Here is a 21514-nt window from a genome sequence, read left to right as displayed (position 1 = left end):
TTTTAGAAAAATTTATCCTTTCAAAAAAAATAAGACTTTTGTCCCGATTATCTATTTAAGTTTTATTTATAATGAGGGAGATAACCTGAGGATAAAATAAAGGTAGGATTCAAAAATATTACTTCCATACCTATTTAATTTACATTACAATCATAGTAGAAATACCTTGTAGACATTGGAGGGATGCAGGTTAATGGGGGCAATGCTAGGAATTTTTCATCCATTCTTTATTATTATCGCCATCGGTTTAACAATTATGGCATCATATACAGCACTAGATATGTTTATTTTGATAAGATCGTCAAATAAAAACAAAAAACTGTTGTTTCTTGGCGGAACCCTATCCATGGGAATTGGGATATGGGTAATGAACTTTATGGCATTAATTTCAGCGGACACGAATCGTTTTACCAGTTATCATATACCTCTCACGATTCTTTCTATTTTTATCGGGATCGCATTTACCGGAATGGCGTTTCTATGGTTTTTTGGAAAAACGATTAACATATCTCACTTACTAATAGGCAGCTTGTTTTTAACCCTTGCTGTCATTGCCATTCAAGTTATTGGTTTATATGCAATGAATGTAAATATAGACTATAATATCGGCCTAATGATTTTTTCGGGATTGTTAATATTTGGGTCTTTTTTACTTTCACTATGGATTCTTTTTTCTTCGGCCTATTCCCAAGGGAATAAGGTTTGGTTAAAACCGATTAGTGCAATTATCATAACAGTAGCAATAGCGGAAGGACATTTTTTATTAAAAAGAGCTGCTTTTACTACCAGTGGGGCGATAGCTAAAGATCAAGCAGACAGTACGTTTTTTATTTATTTGGTACTGTTTGTTTCAGTCTTGATTATTGGCGGCTTGATCATTTCAAGTATGTTGATAAGCAAGCAATTAGCGACAACTGATACAAACTTAAAGGATATCACTGCAGCCCTAGATGCTTCGACAATTGTTGCTATTACGGACCCTGAAGGTATTATTACTTTTGTGAATGATAAATTTGAAGAAATTTCTAAATATAAAAAGGAGGAAATTATCGGAAAAAATCATCGAATCCTTAATTCAGGTTATCATTCAAAAGAATTCTTCCGAAATTTATGGCAAACCATTCAGGCAGGCACGATATGGCGTGGTGAGATTCGCAACAAAGCGAAGGATGGTTCTTTTTATTGGGTTGACACAACCATCGTTCCTTTTTTGAATAACAAAGGGAAGCCTGTCCAATATGTTGCTATCCGGTTTGATATCTCTAATAGGAAAAAGGCTGAAGAGCATCTAAAAGAAATGATTAAAGAGAATGATGATATCAAATTTGCTTTAGATCAATCCTCGATAGTAGCCTTTACAGATGCCAAAGGGAAAATCACCAGTGTAAATGATAAGTTTTGTGAAATTTCTAAGTACAATCGTGAAGAAATTCTGGGGCAGGATCACCGAATCCTTAATTCTGGCTATCACTCCAGGGAATTTTTCCAGAACTTATGGAAAACAATCGGCTCTGGTCAAGTATGGAAGGGCGAATTAAGAAATAAAGCGAAGGATGGGACTTATTATTGGGTTGACACAACTATCGTTCCATTTTTAAATGAACAGGGCAAACCTTATCAGTATTTAGCTATTCGTAACGACATCACCGAACGAAAGAAAACCGAAGAAGTCCTTCACCGGCAGGATAAGCTTGCTGCAGTAGGACAACTGGCCGCTGGTGTTGCTCATGAAATCCGAAATCCGTTAACGTCCATGAAAGGGTATGCTGAATTTTTGCAGTTAGACGAAAAGGATCCAGAACGGATGGAATTTTTAAATATTATTCTGGATGAAATTGAGCGGGTTAATACCATTGTGGAGGATTTTATGGTACTAGCGAAGCCAAAAGCGGTTGAATTAGAGGAAAAAAATGTTGTTCCTGTGATTCGAAATGTTGTTTCACTGTTGGAATTTGAAGCTAGAAAAAAAAATGTCCGCTTGTCATTTGACTGCAATCAAGAGATTATCCAAATTGAATGTGATGAAAACCGGTTAAAGCAAGTTTTTCTTAACTTTATTAAAAACGGAATTGAGGCCATGCCAAATGGCGGAGATTTGGATGTGAAAATTGTCATTCATGATAATAATGTTCAAATCTCTATCCAGGATTCAGGTGTTGGAATCCCGAAAGAAAAATTAAAGAAACTGGGAGAACCATTTTTCACGACGAAGAAAAATGGAAACGGCCTGGGTTTAATGGTAAGTTTTAAAATCATTGAGAGTCATAATGGCAAAGTGTTTGTCGAAAGTGAACCAAATAAGGGAACAACGTTTAATATCTTATTGCCTGCTAAAATTGCCTAGAACGAGAGTTACTCTCGTTTTTTTAATGAGAAAGTATATAAGTTTTTGACTTTGAGAATTGTCCAGCTCCAGCGCCTAGCCCCTCGAGGTCACAAGACGAGCCGGCCAAAAGGTTAAAAAGCAACCTTTCGGCCGGCTCGTCTTGTGCTTGGCTACAGAAAGCTATTGCTTTCTGTACGCATTAAGGGCGACTAGTCTTTGGCCTTGCTTTCGCTAGCCAGTCGACAAGTCGCCCTATATCGGGACTGACCAGGGCGCTTGCGCTTTTCTTAATTATAAAAGTTCCTAAATTTTTAATAATTTTGAATCTACAAAGTATGAAATCGATTATGATGAATATATAGGTTTGATAATTCTAAGGGAGGGGAACTGAGTGTCAGATACAAAATTGGTACAAAACCATTTGTGGTTACTGTGGAACAGGCTGTGGTCTTGTATTAGAAGTGGCGGATAACAAAATAATGAAAATCCGCGGAGATAAGGAAGCACCGGTTAATAAAGGACAAACGTGCGTAAAAGGAGCATTTGCGTATGAATACGTGCATGCCAAGAGCCGATTAAACTCACCACTTATCCGCAAAGCTGGAAAATTATTAGAAGCGACATGGGAAGAGGCTTATCAATATATTGCGAGCAAATTATCGGAGATAAAAACTACCTGGGGACCTAATGCCATCAGTATGTTTGCATGCGCGCGCAGTACCAATGAGTCTAATTATGTAACGCAAAAATTTATGCGGACGGTTATCAACAGCAACAATATTGATGGCTGTAACCGAACGTGACACGCACCTAGTGTTGCCGGTCTGGCAACTATTTTTGGAAGCGGTTTCCCAACCGATACCCTTGAAGATTTTGATCAGGCAGAAGTGCTGCTGTTAATGGGTTCTAATACAACTGAAGCCCATCCTATTATAGCGAACCGCATGAAGAAGGCTGTAAAATCGGGACTAAAAATCATTGTCATTGATCCCCGGAGAATTGATATGGTTAAAGTTGCTCACCGGCATTTACAGATTAATGTAGGCACAGATATAGCTCTCATAAATGCTTTTATACGGGTTATTTTAAAAGAAGGTCTATACAATGCCAAGTTTATTAAGAAATTTACGATTGATTTTGATCGGTTAGAAAGTCAGGTGGAACCTTATACACCTGAGTATGCCGCTATGATTACCGGTCTTTCCGCTGATGATATAGTAACAACTGCCAGAGAGTATGCGACGTCCAGCGGTTCCATGATAGCCTATACACTAGGTATTACGGAGCACCATTGCGGTGTAAATAATGTTTTTGATATCGCGAATTTAGCTCTTTTAACTGGGAACATCGGTAAACAAGGAACAGGGATTATGCCGCTAAGAGGGCAGAATAATGTCCAAGGAGCTGGTGACATGGGCTGTCTCCCTAATCAACTCGCTGGAGGGATGAGCATAGCGAATGATGAATTTCGTGCCCGCTATGAACACGAGTGGGGGGTTAAACTGAACCCACACCCAGGTGATACGCAAACACGGACTTTTGACCGTTTAGAGATGGGTGAGTTAAAAGCTCTTTATGTAATAGGTGAGAATCCGCTTTTAGCCGATGTTCATATGAACCATACGAAAACATTATTTGAAAAACTTGATTTACTAATTGTCCAGGATATTTTCTTAACAGAAACCGCCCAAATGGCCGATGTTGTTCTTCCAGCTCGTTCTTGGGGTGAGGTGGATGGAACCTATACCAATACAGATCGTAGAATTCAGCGGGTTCGTAAGGCTGTTGAACCACATCCTAATACCAAAGAAGATTGGGAAATCCTTTGTGACCTTGCAACATTGATGGGTTATCCTATGCATTATCATAATAGTGAGGAAATCTGGAATGAGGTAAGAAAGCTTGCCAGGGAGATGTATGGTGGTATAACCTATGATCGTCTAGAAGAAAAATATAGTATTCACTATCCTTGTCCCGATGAAAATCATCCAGGAACTTTCATTATGCATAAACGGTTCCATGAACAGAGTCCTGAAATAATAAAATCACGATTTGTTCCGGTTGATTATACTGAACCATTAGAATTGCCTGATTCGGAATATCCATTTATGTTAACAACAGGCCGTCGTTATGAATCTTATAATACCCATTCGCAGACCCGGTTCTATGCAGCAGGTGTTAAAGTAAAACAAACAGAAGAAACAATTGATATCCATCCCAAAGATGCCCGCTCCCTTGGGATAATAGATGGCGAGGTGGTACAGGTTACTTCCCGCCGAGGGGAGCTTCTAGTAAAGGTTAAAATTACCGAACAAGTTGTTCCTGGACTTGTATTTATGAGCTTCCATTGGAGTGAAACACCAACTAACGTGTTAACATTGAATGAATATGACCCCATCTCTGGCACAGCTGAATACAAAGCTTGTGCTGTTGCTATAACAAAGGTGTCTTAAGAACATTCCCAAAAAAGTGCAGCGAATCCGCTGCACTTTTTTAGTATATTATTATGGGGGTATTTGGTAATTTAGAAATGCTATTGTAATATAATTGCCATTCTTGTAAACCAATTAACATCCCCGTGTTCTTTTTCTCGGAGAAAAACATGTTATGATGAGAACAGTTAGTAGCGAAGAACAGGGGAGGATATAGAAATGATCAAAAAAATAAAAGCATTCCTAGCAGTTGCTGCACTCTCAGGGACTGTAGGCGCTAATGTACATGCCGAAGAAATAACGGTTCAAGAAGGAGATACCCTTTGGGGGATATCACAAGTACATAATACATCTGTAGATAAAATCAAAACCTGGAATCACCTATCTACCGACCTGATTCATCCAGGAGATGTATTAACCATTGCAACGGAAAAACACTATACCGTACAACAGGATGATACATTAGGTCAAATTGCGTTACAATATCAAGTGCAAGTTAACCAAATTAAACAATGGAATAAATTAAATACAGACCTCATTCATCCAGGCTTAACTCTTATTATTTATGATGAAGTAACGGATAGTGTTAAAAATGCTGAGGCAACAGATCTTAAGGAGGAAAATCCTGTTACAAGTAATTTAGAAAAACCTGTTGCAAAATCAGTGGTAACAGCATCCGAACCGACGACCACCACCATTCCGAAACCAGTTCCAGCTGCTGAGCCCGTTAAGCCAGCACCAGTTACTCAGCCGGCTCAAACAGCTGCGAATTCAGTGAAAACAGAAAGCAGCAAAGAAAATAACAGCAAAGAAATTACGGTAAAGGCCACAGCCTATACAGCTTCATGTGAAGGTTGTTCAGGAACTACTGCAACAGGTGTGGATTTGAAGGCCAATCCTGATGCTAAAGTAATTGCAGTTGACCCAAAAGTTATTCCACTTGGAAGTAAAGTATATGTAGAAGGTTACGGAGTGGCTACTGCCGCAGATACAGGCGGTGCGATAAAAGGAAATAGAATTGATGTTTTTATCCCGACAGAGCACGGGGCTCTAGAATGGGGCAATAAACACATTACTGTTAAAATAATAGATTAAAAAAACTGCCTAATTGGGGCTGTTGACAATCTAATAGGAATTTTGAAAACCTGTGTAGAATTTATTCTATACAGGTTTTTTATTGGGGGAATTTCTTATGATGGGTCGTAAAGATGATTATCAAAGTAAAATGGAGTTTATTGATTTAAATACCTTTGTTCCTTCAAATCATATTCTCCGGCAAATTAGTGAAAAAATTGATTTTTCTTTTATATACAACAAAATGGAAATGTATTATTCAAACCTGGGCAGGAAATCTCTTGATCCTGTACTTTTATTTAAGATGTTACTTATTGGTTATCTTTTTAATGTTGATTCCGAACGAGAGCTGGAACAAGAAGTTAATTTAAATATAGCGTATCGATGGTTTTTAGGGCTTGATCTAACTGACCCTGTACCAGACCACTCTACATTTAGTCAGAATCGGCGTAGAAGATTTAAGAATAGCACAGTTTTTCAAGAAATTTTTGACCATATAGTAAAACTTTGTATAGAGAAAGGTTTAGTTACTGGAGAAGTTATAGTAACAGATTCTACTCATATCAAAGCTAGTGCTTCAAAAGTAAAGTTGAAAAGGTAACTGTGGAAAAGACTCCATCTCAATATTTAAATACTCTTGAATTAGAATCGAAGAAAATTGAAGTAGAATTAGAGGAAAAAAGGAAAGAAACTGGAACGAAAAAACGGGGACGAAAGCCAACTGGGCCCCACTACTTAGCTCACACCAGTATTGATACAAAAAACGGAATTATTGTAGATATTCATCCTAGCCCGGGAAACATAAATGATTGCGAGCCCTTCGTTGAAAGACTAAAGGTTATTCAAGACAAGTTTGAATTAGATATTAAAAATGTTGGAGCAGATAGAGGATACGACACAACTCCAATTCATCATGGATTAAAAACACTTGAAATCACAGGCTATAAAAGTCCAATTAAGTACGACAATGCTTTTGATACAACTTCCTACCGTGATTTTATTTAAGAGAAACAGATACATATACTTGCCCGAATCAAAAAGAGCTAACCTTTACTCATCTAATGAGTAAAGGTGAACATTATTATAAAACTTAATCTGCGAAAACCAAAGACTGTAAAGTCTGCCCTTTTAGAGAAAATTGTTTTGGAAAGACTGCAAGTAGGAGAACCTTTTCTCGTCCGATTGCACATGAGTTATTAGAGGAAAATATACAGAGGACAAAAACAAAGGAATACAAACAGGTTCAAAAATTAAGAAGAGTTTGGTGCGAAGGTTCCTTCGGAACCATGAAAATTAAACACAACCTTTATAAAACCTATAAAAGGGGCATTGAAAAAATTCATGAGCAATGTCTCTTTTCGGCGTCGGCAATAAATCTAAAACGAATGATAAAGGTGATGAATTAGCACCAAAGAGTTGAAAATAAAGTGGCTATAAACTAATAATATCGATAAAAGAGACAAAATGGGGAGGGAGCGAAGCTCCTTCCCCATTTTGTCAACAGTCCCAATTGAGGCAGTTTTTTTGTGTTTTTAATTAACTAGCTTGTTTTACTACAGAACCTGTAACAGAAGCTTTTCTTTGATAGAAGAACCAGTTTAGTATAAATGAGATGACATAGAATCCAATAAAGAAGTAGAATGCAGTTACATAAGTTCCTGTTGAATTAATAGACCATCCGAAAAGTTTTGGAATAAAGAATGATCCATATGCGGCAAAGGCTGCTGAGAACCCGATAACAGGTGCTGCTTCTTTTGGAATAAAAATGGTTGGTATCATTTGGAATGTTGAACCAGAGCCAATACCTGATGCTAGGAAAAGAATTAAGAAAGAGAAAAGGAATCCGTTAAATTGTTTTCCATTTAAGAAGTAAATAACACCAACTGCACCAATACCCATTATGACTAAGACATAGGCCGTCACTTTTGCTCCTCCAAGCTTATCGGCCATCCAGCCGCCAACAGGTCTAGCGGCTGCTGCAACTAATGCACCAAGGAAGGCGAGTGAAAGATGCTCGGGAAATTGTGATCTCAAAAGAAGCGGAAATGCCGCAGAGTAACCAATAAATGAACCAAATGTAGCTACATATAAAGCTGTCATAATCCATGTGTGTTTACGTTTAACGATTACAAATTGATCAGCCGCCGTTTGTTTAGCACCTGGTACGTTATCCATTTTAAAAATAGCAAGAATGGTCATGATGATAATTGGAATTACCCAGATAAACGCTGCATTTTGTAACCATACGGTTTGACCAGTTGCTAAAACTTGTTTTCCGCCAACAAAAGCAATGGTTCCTGATGTAATAATTAATGGAGTAACAAATTGGACCACTGATACTCCCATGTTTCCAAGACCGCCGTTAATTCCAAGAGCCGTACCTTTTTCTTTTTTCGGATAGAAGAAGCTAATATTAGCGGATGATGATGAGAAGTTACCTCCGCCAAGGCCACATAGTGCAGCGAGTAATAACATAATTGTATACGGTGTGTCCGGATTTTGAACAGCAAAACCGATTCCTATTGCTGGGATAGCAAGAACGGCAGTAGAGATAACGGTCCAGTTCTTGCCTCCAAAAAATCCCACTGCAAAAGTATAAATGAAACGAAGTGTTGCGCCCACAAGTCCAGGAATAGCGGCAAGTGTTAATAATTGCTCTTCTGAAAAATGAAATCCAACGTCGTTGAGCCTAACGGCAACAACGGACCAAATTTGCCAAACAATAAAAGCCAGCATAAGTGATGGTACAGAGATCCATAAATTTCTATTTGCGTGTTTTTTTCCTTCGGCTTTCCAGAACTTTTCATCTTCTGGATTCCAGTAATTAATTCGGGCCATGTGATTTCCCCCTAAATAGTTAGTGTGTTTATTTATTTTCAGCATTTGCTTGCTTGTGTTTTTACTATAAACTACATGCCAACTTGAAATTTGTGACGAACGTCACAAAAATAGTGAAGGAAATGTGAACACCTGCTATTAGACAAAAAGTTGTAATAATTAAGCTTGGTTAAAGGTAAGGTGAAAATAAAAAAATCCTCAACCATGAGGATTTCCTGTATAAATATGTTTCTCGTTGAATCGCTCTTTCACTTCATAAAACATACCTACATAGTTTTTGGCATCTCCGGAATCATCTTTAATGGCGGTAATTGTAAGCCATTCTTTGTATATTTCATTATTTTTGCGCTTATTCCATATAAAGCCTTCCCAATATCCATTTGTAAGTAAACTTTTCCACATTGCTTGATAAAATTCATTAGTATGTTCACCAGATTGAAGTACACTTGGCGTTTTTCCGATTACTTCCTTTAAACCATAACCAGTTATTCTTGAAAAGGCAGGATTTACATTTTGAATGATTCCGTTTACGTCTGTTATACAAATACCATCAATGGCGTGATTAACTATTTTCTGAGAAAGCTCTAATCTTTCTTGGTAATATAGCCAAATTGCGATCACAAGACTAGCTAAAGAAAATTCAGAAAGAGACATAAATCCAATCGCATAGTGCCCAGTCAAATTAAAGAAAATGGTGGGAATAAGCGGCGGGAAAAAACCCCCTAGACCACCCATGGCTGAAACTATCCCGTTGACAATTCCTGCTTGCTTTGAAAAGTATAAGGGGACCAGCTTAAAAATTGCCCCGTTTCCTAGCCCAGCAAAGAAGGCCACTAACAAGCATCCAAATGAGTAAATTGGCAATGATGGTGTAAATGATAACAAAAGTCCTGCAAAAGTTAAGCTAAAGAAAACAGCCATTAGAATTAAAAAGGGATTAAATTTATCACCAAGCCATCCCCCTACTGGACGGAACAAAGTTGCAAGCACAATAAAACCAGCTGTTCGTGTTCCAGCATCAATATTATCTAATTCAAATTGATTTACTAAGAAAGATGGTAAATAGATTGTAAAAGCAACAAAAGAACCAAATGTGACAAAATAGAATATGCTTAATACCCATAGTTTAGGATTTTTATAAACTCCATTTAATTGCTCTGATAAGGGGTGGCTTATTTTTCGTTCTTGTTTATCACCGAATAAAAAGTTTAAAATGGCAAATAGAAGCATTAAAAAAAGAAAAAGGTTTACTGTAGATCTCCATCCAATAGCATTGGCAAGAACAGGAGCTAAAAAAGCAGTTATTGCTGTTCCTATATTTCCAGCTCCATATATTCCATTAATAAATCCATGTTTGGTTTTTTCGTAATATTTTGGCAAAGAAGTAACGCCAATAGAAAAAACTGCACCGCCGAGCCCCAGCAGTAACCCACCAATGATCAACATTTGAAAGTTGCTCGAATAACTGATGATGATAATGGGAAAAAGAAGGAAGATAAAGCTTATGCTAAATAAAATTCTGGCCCCATATTTGTTTGTCCAATAGCCTATTGGGACCCTTAAAAGGGACCCAAGGATAACGGGTACTGCCGTTGCCCAGGCAATTTCAGTTGTTGTTAGACGGATATCTTCCTTAATAAATGGCATTAGAGAAGAAATTAATACCCAAACCATAAACCCTGCAATTAAACTACTTGTTTGAATACATAATTGTCCTTTACCTTTTTTCATTGTCTTCCTCCTTGTATAGCCGTTTTATCCTCTATTTTCGAACGAGTGTTTTGACCATTTATTAGCTAAATTCCTTTGATTTCCCTAAGTATTATAAACAACAATTAGAGAGAATACAGTGAGGTTCGACACTGCCAGATAAATATTTTTACATATATTAATTGTAGTTGTATATTTTTCCTGTAATATGTGTTTTACTATTACCATAATTTAAGAAGTATAAATTTTTCTACAAAAATAATAAAACGGTTAGGAAGGATATAAATGGAACAAAAAAAGTATTTTCTTGATCCTCCTAAAATCCTTGTTGTTGGATTTGCTTCTATTATTTTAATAGGGGCCATCTTATTAACGCTTCCTGCTGCAACTACAAATGGACATGGACTGTCTTTTTTAAATGCTTTGTTCACTGCTACATCAGCAACTTGCGTCACAGGTCTTGTGGTAGTGGATACGGGTACAACCTTTACAATATTTGGTCAAATTGTTATTTTGTCATTGATTCAAGTTGGAGGCCTTGGCTTTATGACATTCGCAACTTTTTTTGCCTTATTATTAGGAAAAAAAATCTCTTTAAAGGAAAGAATACTGTTGCAGGAATCTTTAAATAATCTTTCGATGGAAGGAATTGTCAGGCTTGCTAGGAGGATTATTATTTTTACGGGTGTCATTGAATTTATTGGAGCCCTTATATTAACGATTCGTTTTTCCTTCGATATGCCGCTTAGAAAAGCTATTTATTTTGGTATTTTTCATTCCATTTCGAACTTTAATAATGCAGGATTTGATTTAATGGGGGAATTCCATAGTTTAACAGGCTATGTGGAGGACCCCACTGTAACCTTAACCATTTGTTTACTAATTATTTTGGGTGGAATTGGGTTCATTGTCATGAATGAACTATTTGAATATCGAGCTATTAAACGCGTTTCACTGCATACAAAAATTGTCCTTGTAACAAGTGCTATTTTAGTCATTGTTGGAACCATCGGCATTTTTTTATTAGAGTATTCCAATCAACTAACATTAAAGCCATTATCCCTGACAGGAAAAATCCTAGGCTCATTGTTTCAATCTGTCACAGCTAGAACGGCAGGTGCCAATACATTAAGTATCGGGGATTTAACTCAATCCAGCTTATTATTAATTATTTTGCTAATGTTTATCGGCGCTTCGCCTGGATCAACGGGAGGCGGGATAAAAACGACTACCTTTACCACATTAATAGGGGCAGTTTGGTCACAAATTCGCGGGAAAGAGGATGTTATTTTTTACCGGCAGCGTATTGAATATGAGACCATATACAAAGCTTTAACAGTAACATTTAGTGGACTGTTTCTCGTAATGTTTATGACGCTTGTATTAACTATTTCTGAAAAGGGTCATGATTTTTTAGCCATTCTTTTTGAGGTGACGTCTGCCTTTGCAACGGTGGGGCTTTCAATGGGATTAACACCAGAATTATCAGATATTGGTAAGATATTGATTATGTTTACCATGTTTGCCGGAAGGGTGGGGCCTTTAACCATTGCATTTGCCGTGACTATGCGGAGAAACCCTGACCCGTTCCGCTATCCTAAAGGTAAAATTATGATTGGATAATGTTATCGTTAGACTCCTGTTAAACCAAACAGGAGTCTTTTTTGCTATGGTTATGATAAAATTTAAACATAAGAGAAACAGACTGGAGTGAATATAATGAACTTTCCACAAATAGAAACCTTTGAAGGTCGACTAGAACTAATGAAATCTCTTGCAAAAAAGTTTTTAACAAGAGCGCATCAAGTGGACATAGAGGGTTCCTTTCCTTTTAACAATATTGAAGATTTGAAAAATACAGGTTATACCACTCTGACAGTTCCCTCCAGATATGGCGGCAAGGAGATTTCCTTATATGAACTAATTCGCCTGCAGGAAATGATTGCTGAAGGTGATGGGGCTACTGCGCTATCTATTGGCTGGCATATGGGGATTATCATGAATCTCCATGAGAAACGATCTTGGAGTGAGTCATTATTTAAGTTTTTGTGTGAAAAAGTAAACAATGGGGCATTGATTAACAGCGCACAAACTGAGCCTAAAACAGGTAGTCCAACACGGGGAGGAAGACCGGAAACCAACGCAGTAAAAACAGACCAGGGCTGGGTGATTACAGGCAGAAAAACCTTTACTACCATGGCTCCTGTATTGGATTATTTTATTGTCAATGCAACAATAAAGGAAACCAATGAAATGGCTAACTTTTTGATCCCAAGAGAAACCAAGGGAGTGAAAATTGAAGAAACCTGGGATAGTATCGCTTTACGGGGAACGGGAAGTCATGATTTAATCCTTGAGAAGGTGATCATTCCTGAAGAATATCTAGTTGAAGTGCCAAATGCAAAAGGAAGAAAGGCAAACGGGTGGCTGCTTCATATTCCTGCCTGTTATCTCGGTATTGCCAAGGCAGCACAAAGGTATGCGATCCAATTTGCCAGCCAATATTCTCCAAACAGTATTAATGGTACTATAATTGATTTACCAAACGTAAGGCAAAAGATTGGTGAAATGGAACTAAAAATAATGCAGGCGGAGTCTTTTTTATACTCCATTGCAAAACAATGGGATTCCGCTGCAGAAAATGAACGGGAAACGATGCTTCCGACACTAGGGGCTGTTAAGTTAACGGTCACAAATACGGCAATTTCAATTGTAGATTTAGCGATGAGAATAGTGGGAGCAAAAAGTTTATCCCTCCAAAACCCACTTCAACGATATTATCGCGATGTCCGGGCAGGCTTGCATAATCCTCCAATGGATGATATGACCATCGAGCTTTTGGCTAAGGAAAGCATTTTTATCCATCAAAAGAATTTATAATTCTACGGCATTCGACAAGGTCTTTAGGGATTACTAATAGATGCTTATTTATTGATATCTATGGGTATCTTAAGATAAAGGAGTGAGGAAAATGCCAAGAGGTAAAGAATTAGAGCAGCTCCCAATGGCGAATATTGCACCAGGAGCTGGCAAAGACGCGGGTAAATACAATCGGGAAGTCCTTGGGAGTATAGTACAAAATGAACAGCCCCAGCCTAGTGAGATTGAAAAAGAAAATGAAGACATGGTTTAAAAGAGCAGGAATTGTCCTGCTCTTTTTTGTTGAGTAAAAATAAAGACCATCTTTTCAGCGAAAAGATGGCAATCGGATTATTCTTCCATTAATTCATGAATCTCAACAATTGATCGTTCTTCAAGCGGTCCCCGTAAATGAACAGTGGCTGTTCTTCCGTCTTCATTTAACTGATCAATCCAAACGGAAGTTCCGTTATACTTAACTTCAATATCAGCAGAAGAGGACAGAATTTGCTTTACTCGATTAACATTCATTTTTTTCACTCCTGAATTCTATGAGGGTAATTTAGGTACAAATATATTGTAACCGTTTTCTTCTATTATATATTAATGTGTGGAATAGATATCAATTTGATTGCCGTTAATCGTCCCATCTTCATGTAAATTCTCTAGGCTGCTAAGGTAATTCTCAAGTTCCACTTGCATTTCTTTTGGTGCACCAGGTTTTAAATGCCAATTTCCAGGCTCATCAACAAAATACGAGCTTTTTGTAAAATCCGGCCTCTTTCTAGGCATGAACTGAACTCACTCCCTTATTCCTTCAATAGTTAATCAAAATGATAATAAAAAGAGTCTCAAGGAAAGTTTGATTTATAACTCCCATCGTGCTTATGCTTACCAATAATTATATAATTATTCGATATCCAATACGTAAAAGATAAGTCTATATTCTTATTGCCTACCTGATTCGTTAGGGTTTATGATAGGTGAAATAAAGTGAGCAGCACTCGAGGAGAAAATGACATATTAGGCACATAAAAATCAATTTTTACGATTGTGAAACCAAAACACCATGGATGTCGTCATATATATTTGAGAATAAAACAGTCATGTCCTACATAAAACGGTCATATGATAAAGGAGAATTTATACAGAAGGACAGGTATGGGTGTTATCGAGAAATGTTGAAAAATAAATAAAAATGACGTGTGCGGTATTAATAAATCATACATAAAATGGCATATTTTATGTTTTAATTTTTAAAAAAAGTGTGGTATAGTAATTGAGGTTCGTTTACCGGAGTTTATTGGTAAGTGAGAGGAGAATTATGTTATGAATAAAATCAAATTACCTAAAACATTAAATAACAGCCATATTTCATTCTTTGTAATTGCCGTTTTATTATTCTGGATCAAAACATATGCGGCCTATCAAATTGAATTTAACTTAGGAATCGATAATAATCTGCAGAAATTTTTGCTGCTGATCAATCCTTTAAGTTCAGCGCTATTCTTTTTCGGTTTAGCCTTGCTTTTTAAGAGACGTACCAAGCTTGTCATGATTATTATCAATTTCTTTTTATCATTCTTGTTGTACGCTAATATTGCGTATTACCGATTTTTTAATGACTTTATTACGGTACCAGTATTAATGCAGACAAAAACAAATGCAGGGCAACTAGGTGATAGTGCATTATCTTTAATTTCACCATTAGATATTTTTTATTTTCTTGATACCATTATTTTAATTGTTTTGGCATTAACTGTTTTCAAAAAAGTGACCGTAACCAACAGGAAGTCTTATAAAATTGTTTTGTTATTTGCAATCACGACATTTCTTTTTAACTTGGGATTAGCTGAAAAGGACCGTCCTCAATTATTAACACGTTCGTTTGACCGCAACTACTTAGTTAAATACCTAGGTGCATACAACTTTACAATTTACGATGTAATTCAAAATATTAAATCTTCGAGTCAGCGGGCATTAGCTGACAGCAGTGATATCACGGATGTAGAGAACTATCGTAAAGCTAACTACGCTGCTCCAAATCCTGTTTACTTTGGTAAGGCAAAAGGAATGAACGTACTTTATATTTCCATGGAGTCATTCCAAAGCTTTATGATTGATTATAAGATGCCGAACGGACAAGAGGTAACACCATTTTTGAATTCATTGGCACATGATGGCAGTACTTTCTATTTTGATAATTTCTACCATCAAACAGGGCAAGGTAAAACATCTGATGCTGAATTCTTAATGGAGAATTCCTTATACCCTATGGCACAAGGGGCCGTTTTTGTAAATAAAGCGCAAAATACTTACCAGGCGATGCCTTCTATTTTAAAAGGACAGGGATATACTTCTGCTGTTTTTCATGGAAACTATAAAACATTCTGGAACAGAAATGTTATCTATAAAGCTTTTGGATACGATCAGTTTTACGATGCTGAATACTATAACATGACAGACGAAAATACCAAAAACTATGGAATGAAAGATAAACCATTCTTTAAAGAATCGATGCCTCTGCTGCAAGGCTTAAAGCAGCCATTCTATACAAAGTTCATTTCGTTATCTAATCACTTCCCATTTGAAATGGATCCAGAGGATACAGATTTTCCAGCTGGTGATTATGGTGATTCGGTTGTTAACCAGTATTTCCAATCTGCACATTATATGGACCAGGCATTTGAACAGTTCTTTAATGACTTAAAAGCTAGTGGATTGTACGATAATACAGTAATTGTTATGTACGGTGACCATTATGGTATCTCTGAAAACCATAATGAAGCGATGGCTAAAGTATTAGGTGTAGATGAAATTACACCAGCCATTAATGCAAAATTACAGCGTGTACCTTTATATATTCACGTCCCTGGTGTGAAGGGTGGAGTTCAGCATCAAATTGGCGGTGAAGTGGATGTCCGTCCAACTGTACTTCATTTATTAGGTATTGATACCAAGGATTATATGGAATTTGGTTCTGACTTACTTTCTAAAGATCATCGTAATTGGGCGTTGTTTAGAAATGGTGACTTTGTATCATCGGACGGCATTCAAATCAATGAAAAATGTTACGGATATGAGACAACTGAAGTATTAACAGATGATACCCCATGTAAGAGCATTGATGAAAAGGTAAAAACAGAATTGCAGATGTCAGATGAAATTGTCTATAAAGACTTATTAAGATTCTATAAGCCTGAAGGATATACCCCAATTAATCCTAATGACTATGAGTATTTAGGACCTAAGGGAAAAACAACAAAAACAACTGAAGATAATTAATAATTGAGAGAGGGACTTTGTCCTTCTCTTTTTTTCGTTTAGTAAATTATAAAATTTCCGTTTGTGGATAACTGTTAATAAAAGGACTGTCTACGTCCAGCTCCAGCGCCTAGCCCCTCGATGGTCTACAGCGAGGCAAAGAACGCCTTCCTTCCCTGAGCGTCTTATGCTTGTCGGGGCTGTTCAAGACGCTTACGCTTTATCTAGATTGGAAGCAAAATAAAGGATTAGCCAATTTGGACAGGTTAGCATATAATAAGTGAAATACATTTACGAACGTTAGGAGTGGATCGCATGAGAGACGTAACTTTATTGGATATATTTGAACACCGCATTGCCCAAAAATATTTAAACCGCTCTGGACTTGCCCATGCGATAGCGGTGGCATACCATGCTTTTCATTTGAGTAAAGAACATCAGCTTGATGTTGATATTGCTGCTAAGGCAGGGCTTCTCCATGATATGGGACACTATACTTGGTATAAGAACGGGAAATGGGATTATGACCTGTATAAACAAAATGATATCCATCCAATAAAAGGCGCTGAACGGGCGCATAAGCTATTGATTCGACTTGGGGAAAACCCAATAAAGGCCAAAACGATTGCGCTTGCGATTTTATTTCATACCGACTCGTTTTTGCCTTCAAATGATATTGTAAGGACACCATTACAGCAAGTGGTAAAATGGGCGGATGAAAAAGATGAAGAAGAAGGTGGAATGCATCATTATCGGACGATTGAATATGTACGTGCAAAAAAAAGTATTATTCGTTTAGACAATTGGATTGATGAAGAATATAGTCATCAATAGAAAAAGGCTGTGCTTCTATTAGCACAGCCTTTTTGCTTATCCTTGTTTAAAGCCTTCTTCTTGCATGAAAGCAATAGCCTCTTCGTATGTATCAAAGCTTTCTTCAAGGTTTAAGCCAAAGTAGATATTCCATACTTCATTTTCAAAAAGCAAAATGAGAACGTTGCCCTCTTCGTCGACCCAGCGCTCTTCCTGTAATTCTCCAATAATGGCTTCCTCATTGGCTGATTTTTCTAGGGGCAATAAGGCCGCAATGGACTCAGTTAAGATATTCCGAAGCTGCTCTGCTGAAAAATCTCGAATATTGACCATTCCCTTTTCATCTGTTTCATAATGATCGAGGTGACCAGCATAAACAAAACCATTTCCATTCGGATGCAGATGATAAACAATATTTTTTTTATCAGAAATACTTTCTGGAAGCTGGAAATTAACACGTTTTAGAGAAACATCTTTCCTCTCTAATTCCGGGTAAGATTCAATAATGGCTAATTTTTCATTAAATGTCAGCATATAAAACTCCTTCTGTTTATAACAAATATTCTCTTATCATACAGATATTTTCCCCAAACGTAAACACGAATATAGTTGAAAAAGAAAAAGGATTGAAATTTATATGAAATGGTGTAAAATTACACTAAAGGAGTAATGTTATAAAAAATCCCATAATTTACATAAAACAACAGTAAGGAATGAAATAAGGGGGAGTTTAAATGGAACCAAATAATATGAAAGAGAGAAGAAGACCTTTAGGTATGAGTTATATAAGTTGAAAGAAGAAGGGTATCTTTCAAATACAATTGTTGAGACAGTGAAAAAGGCACATCACCAATACCATCTCGATTTACTAAAAGAAGAAGATGTGCAGGTGGTGGACCATGAGTCATTACAACCAAAGTCAATACGTGCGGCCATTCCGAAACCTGCCAAAGTCAAAAAGACACTTTCGCCTGAGGAGGTTCGGGAAAGAAACATAACCTGGTCTTTAAATATAGGTGTTATTTTTCTATTAATCGGCGGTTTATTTGTAGCGACCAGTAATTGGGAATCTATGACAAGCTTTATGAAAAGCTGTTCAATTGCTATTGTTTCATTGTTATTTTATTCGATTGCCCTTATTGCGAATAGAATACTTCATATTGATAAAACCGCTTTTGCCTTCACAGTGTTAGGAAGCTTATTCTTACCGATCTTTATTCTCTCCTTAGGCTGGTTTGGGCTTTTAGGTTCGTATTTATCGATTGACGGTGGAGGACGCTATCTGCTTGGAATGCTCGGAAGTCTATTATCACTTGTGGTGTACATACTGTTTGCGAAAAATTTAGGTTCACGATTATTTGTTTGGTTCTCGTTTGTTTGTTTTTCTATAGGAACTGCTTTTTTACTGGCGGCACTTCATTTGAAGATTGATCTTTTCTATTTAGGAATGGCGCTATTTAACGTAGTCCTTCTCCTTGTTTTCAAACGGGTGAAGAAGATTAGCGGACTACAATTATTTACTAAAGAATTTATACCATTTATCCAAGTGAATTTGATTTTATCTACACTATTTATGCTATTTCTTTTTGATAATGAGGTCTTGTACAGCTTTAACATCTTGTTAACTGCTGTGATTTATTTATCGATGATATACGTCACAGGCAGGAAGGAATATCACTTTATTTTTACAGTCATGCTGGTTTATGGGGTATATCAGCTCGTTGAGAATAGTGTCCTTGTTAATGCGGGCGGGTTTGTTTACGCATTAGTAGCATTTGGGATTGTCTTTGTCCCTAAAGCATTAGATAATAAATTCTCACTAGACAAAGCATTTCAGTATACCAGTGCTGTTATCTCAGGTTTTGCTTATATATATATTAGTATTGAAGGGTTTTTGCTCCGTTCGGGACAACCGGCAATTGTACTTCTGATTGCCTATTCTATTATTGCAGCAAATTTTATTTACCTGTCCAACCATAGTTCGCGATTTATTTTTCCTTATTTTAGTTCACTTTTTCTTTCATCAGGCATCTATGAAGCTGTTTCTTTATTAACAAGTTCGATTGAAGAATTTAATTTCGCTCTTAGATTATTTTTTACAGGATTTATTCTCTTTAGTGTCTTTGGAATCGTTCGCTTCTTTAAGTATATACAGCAGATACGAAATGCAGCTGTAGAGATAGGATTTTTTATTATGGCAATTGCCATGATCCTTACGCTTTTTTTTCTTTATTGGTGGGAATTGGGTGTGATGCTCTCCCTTTTAGCTGTGGCCGCCTATTTACTTCATCAATACCAAGACAGAACTCTTTTAAAGAAAGCTGCTTTATGGGTATTGCCTAGTACGCTAGGGCTTTCCACCGCCGCTTTTGGTGAGGAGTTTAATGTAAACTCCCTTACGTACTATTCCGAATATGGGTATGCGGTTAATTTCGCAGCCGGAGCGGTGCTTATTTTAGTTTCAAGAATTGTCTGGGGAAAGCTTTCTAAGCAAGATTTTGCAAGAAGCTCACTGTTTATCGCCAAAGTCCTTTATACATTAGCCATAATCAATGCCATTGTTAGTCCTATCAATCACACTTGGGTCCAGCCTTTAGTTATGCTAGCGGGAATAGGAATGTATTCCTATTTTTATAAAAGGATTGGGACCAATTGGATACCTTATTTTATCAGTATAACGACGCTTCTTTGCTATTTTTCCATTATGAATGCGATTACAGAGAAGTTTGCATTTAATCATTTGACCAATTCATTAGTGTCATCTATCTGTGCAATCGTTCTGCTTGTGATCGCAGGTCTCTATCGAAAAGCAAATCCTGACCTCGAGGTAGCATTTGCTTGGGTCGGACACCTCATCTTTCCTCTTGCCCTTACGATTACTTGGTTTATCTATCAAGAAGATGCCGTCTTTAGCTTTATAATGGCTCTAGTCGGATATGCAGTTAGCACCAAATTGGCTGTTAGGGAGTGGAAAAGAAGGGTTTTCCTTTACGGTAGTTTTACAGCATTATTTTTTGTTATTACAACAGGGATGGAGAGAATATATCTTCAGTCCGATGTAAGATTTGCATTCCCCATCAGCAGTTTACTAATGCTTGCATTTTTCTTTTTTGCCAACGAGGAATTTAAAGAAAGAACAACTTTTTATTTAGTGCCATTTTCCATGATAGGGATCGCTTCCTTGCTAATGGTCTATCCCTATGGTTTCATCCCATACCTAATCACCTGCCTGTATGTAATTGGAATCCTGATTTATTTGCATAAAGCAAGATGGGACATTTTGGGCGTTGTACCTTTAGGTTTCGCTTTCTTGGCCACTGTAGAGTTCACGTATGTAAGTGAACTGACATCGCCTGAAAAAATGCTTGTTTTTGCTGTCATTGGTATGGTATTAATTTTATCTGGTAAAATCCTTTATAAGATGCTAGTTGAGCCAGGAACAAAGGTTTTGGAATTGAAAATAGACGGATATACAGTTACAGGTCTTATGTACTTTGTGTATATGTATTTTTTAGAGAATCAACACCTTTGGTGTCATACATTGCCAGGAATTTTGATTGTACTCACTTTCTGGTTTCAACGGAAAAGAGTGCCTGCTAAATATGCTGCTATTATGACCAGTGCGGCGGGCGGTTATGCGATCCAGCCTTATTATGCAATTATTAGTACGATCCATATTCCGTCACTTTGGCTGCGTGAGGTATACGTTCTTCCCTATATCCTGCTGACCATTTTCATCCGGAAATGTTTAAAGGGGAATTATGAAAAAGTAGTGAAGGCTCTTCAATGGATTGTATTATTGTTTGTAGCGCTGATTTTAATCCAAGATGCATTGTCAAGCCATACCATTTATGATGCAATTATATTAGGTTCACTTTCCTTGTTATCAATGGTGGCAGGAATGTATATTCAAATAAAATCGTACTTTTTGGTAGGTGCAGGCGTATTGCTATTAAATGTCTTTCTGCAAACGAGACCATATTGGGGCAACATGCCTTGGTGGGTATACTTGTTGATAGCGGGGATAATCTTAATCACAATCGCAAGCTTTAATGAATGGCATAAACAAAAGGTTCAAAAGGGAGAGTCCACTTTTATTACCTTCCTGAAAGTTAACATTATTGATAAGGTACGAAAGTGGAACTAATACAATGCTCATTCACATTGTTGTTTTTTACTATAAAATATGTTATAATAC

At 37.0% G+C, this 21514-nt stretch carries 16 protein-coding genes and 1 pseudogene; 12 read left to right on the top strand and 5 right to left on the bottom strand.

Annotation, left to right across the window (positions count from 1 at the left end; genetic code table 11):
* Positions 1-193: 193 nt before the first annotated feature.
* The 6 genes and pseudogenes from M3226_RS00460 to M3226_RS32650 form a co-directional block, all read left to right on the top strand.
* Positions 194-2344, top strand: a complete 2151-nt coding sequence (locus M3226_RS00460) for a PAS domain S-box protein (protein WP_251561604.1) — start codon at positions 194-196, stop codon at positions 2342-2344.
* A gap of 380 nt (positions 2345-2724) precedes the next feature.
* Positions 2725-4779, top strand: coding sequence for a formate dehydrogenase subunit alpha (fdhF, locus tag M3226_RS00455; protein ID WP_308211924.1), 2055 nt, complete (start codon positions 2725-2727; stop codon positions 4777-4779).
* Positions 4780-4977: 198 nt separating this feature from the next.
* Positions 4978-5853, top strand: coding sequence for a LysM peptidoglycan-binding domain-containing protein (locus M3226_RS00450; RefSeq protein ID WP_251561600.1), 876 nt, complete (start codon positions 4978-4980; stop codon positions 5851-5853).
* Positions 5854-5950: 97 nt separating this feature from the next.
* Positions 5951-6433 carry a transposase gene (locus M3226_RS00445; protein ID WP_251561598.1) on the top strand — a complete coding sequence of 161 codons (483 nt, stop codon included), beginning with the start codon at positions 5951-5953 and terminating at the stop codon, positions 6431-6433.
* A 2-nt stretch (positions 6434-6435) separates the two neighbouring features.
* A complete protein-coding gene (locus M3226_RS00440; protein WP_251561596.1) occupies positions 6436-6837 on the top strand; it encodes a transposase in 402 nt (133 codons plus the stop codon).
* A 107-nt stretch (positions 6838-6944) separates the two neighbouring features.
* Positions 6945-7238, top strand: a pseudogene (locus M3226_RS32650) (transposase); the annotation flags it as partial.
* Between the two features lie 130 nt (positions 7239-7368).
* Here M3226_RS32650 and M3226_RS00435 read toward each other — a convergent pair.
* The gene (locus M3226_RS00435; protein ID WP_251561593.1) at positions 7369-8670 is read right to left on the bottom strand and encodes an MFS transporter; all 1302 of its coding nucleotides are present in this window, start codon (positions 8668-8670) and stop codon (positions 7369-7371) included.
* Between the two features lie 198 nt (positions 8671-8868).
* Complete coding sequence (locus tag M3226_RS00430; RefSeq protein WP_251561591.1) at positions 8869-10401, bottom strand: nitrate/nitrite transporter; 1533 nt, start codon at positions 10399-10401, stop codon at positions 8869-8871.
* A 264-nt stretch (positions 10402-10665) separates the two neighbouring features.
* On the opposite strand from M3226_RS00430, the gene M3226_RS00425 reads away from it, so the two are divergent.
* The 3 genes from M3226_RS00425 to M3226_RS00415 all read left to right on the top strand — a co-directional run bounded on the left by M3226_RS00425 (position 10666) and on the right by M3226_RS00415 (position 13513).
* Positions 10666-12003: a TrkH family potassium uptake protein gene (locus M3226_RS00425; RefSeq protein WP_251561589.1), complete on the top strand. Its 1338-nt coding sequence runs from the start codon at positions 10666-10668 to the stop codon at positions 12001-12003.
* Between the two features lie 96 nt (positions 12004-12099).
* Positions 12100-13260: an acyl-CoA dehydrogenase family protein gene (locus M3226_RS00420; protein WP_251561588.1), complete on the top strand. Its 1161-nt coding sequence runs from the start codon at positions 12100-12102 to the stop codon at positions 13258-13260.
* A 91-nt stretch (positions 13261-13351) separates the two neighbouring features.
* Complete coding sequence (locus M3226_RS00415; protein WP_176541147.1) at positions 13352-13513, top strand: hypothetical protein; 162 nt, start codon at positions 13352-13354, stop codon at positions 13511-13513.
* 77 nt (positions 13514-13590) lie between these two features.
* Here M3226_RS00415 and M3226_RS00410 read toward each other — a convergent pair whose 3' ends face one another.
* Both M3226_RS00410 and M3226_RS00405 read right to left on the bottom strand, forming a co-directional pair.
* On the bottom strand, positions 13591-13770 hold the full coding sequence (locus M3226_RS00410) for an H-type small acid-soluble spore protein (protein ID WP_251561586.1): 180 nt from the start codon (positions 13768-13770) through the stop codon (positions 13591-13593).
* A 72-nt stretch (positions 13771-13842) separates the two neighbouring features.
* The gene (locus tag M3226_RS00405) at positions 13843-14031 is read right to left on the bottom strand and encodes a hypothetical protein (RefSeq protein WP_251561584.1); all 189 of its coding nucleotides are present in this window, start codon (positions 14029-14031) and stop codon (positions 13843-13845) included.
* A 537-nt stretch (positions 14032-14568) separates the two neighbouring features.
* Here M3226_RS00405 and M3226_RS00400 point away from each other — a divergent pair.
* Both M3226_RS00400 and M3226_RS00395 read left to right on the top strand, forming a co-directional pair.
* The gene (locus M3226_RS00400; RefSeq protein WP_251561582.1) at positions 14569-16524 is read left to right on the top strand and encodes an LTA synthase family protein; all 1956 of its coding nucleotides are present in this window, start codon (positions 14569-14571) and stop codon (positions 16522-16524) included.
* Between the two features lie 294 nt (positions 16525-16818).
* On the top strand, positions 16819-17337 hold the full coding sequence (locus tag M3226_RS00395) for an HD domain-containing protein (protein WP_251561580.1): 519 nt from the start codon (positions 16819-16821) through the stop codon (positions 17335-17337).
* Between the two features lie 36 nt (positions 17338-17373).
* Here the strand turns inward: M3226_RS00395 and M3226_RS00390 are convergent, their stop codons facing one another.
* Positions 17374-17850, bottom strand: coding sequence for a hypothetical protein (locus M3226_RS00390; protein WP_251561576.1), 477 nt, complete (start codon positions 17848-17850; stop codon positions 17374-17376).
* 256 nt (positions 17851-18106) lie between these two features.
* Between M3226_RS00390 and M3226_RS00385 the strand changes: the two genes are divergently transcribed.
* Positions 18107-21463, top strand: coding sequence for a DUF4956 domain-containing protein (locus tag M3226_RS00385; RefSeq protein ID WP_251561574.1), 3357 nt, complete (start codon positions 18107-18109; stop codon positions 21461-21463).
* Positions 21464-21514: the final 51 nt, after the last annotated feature.

This window comes from Neobacillus cucumis, from assembly GCF_023715505.1.
This window is presented reverse-complemented; position numbering and strand designations above follow the sequence as displayed.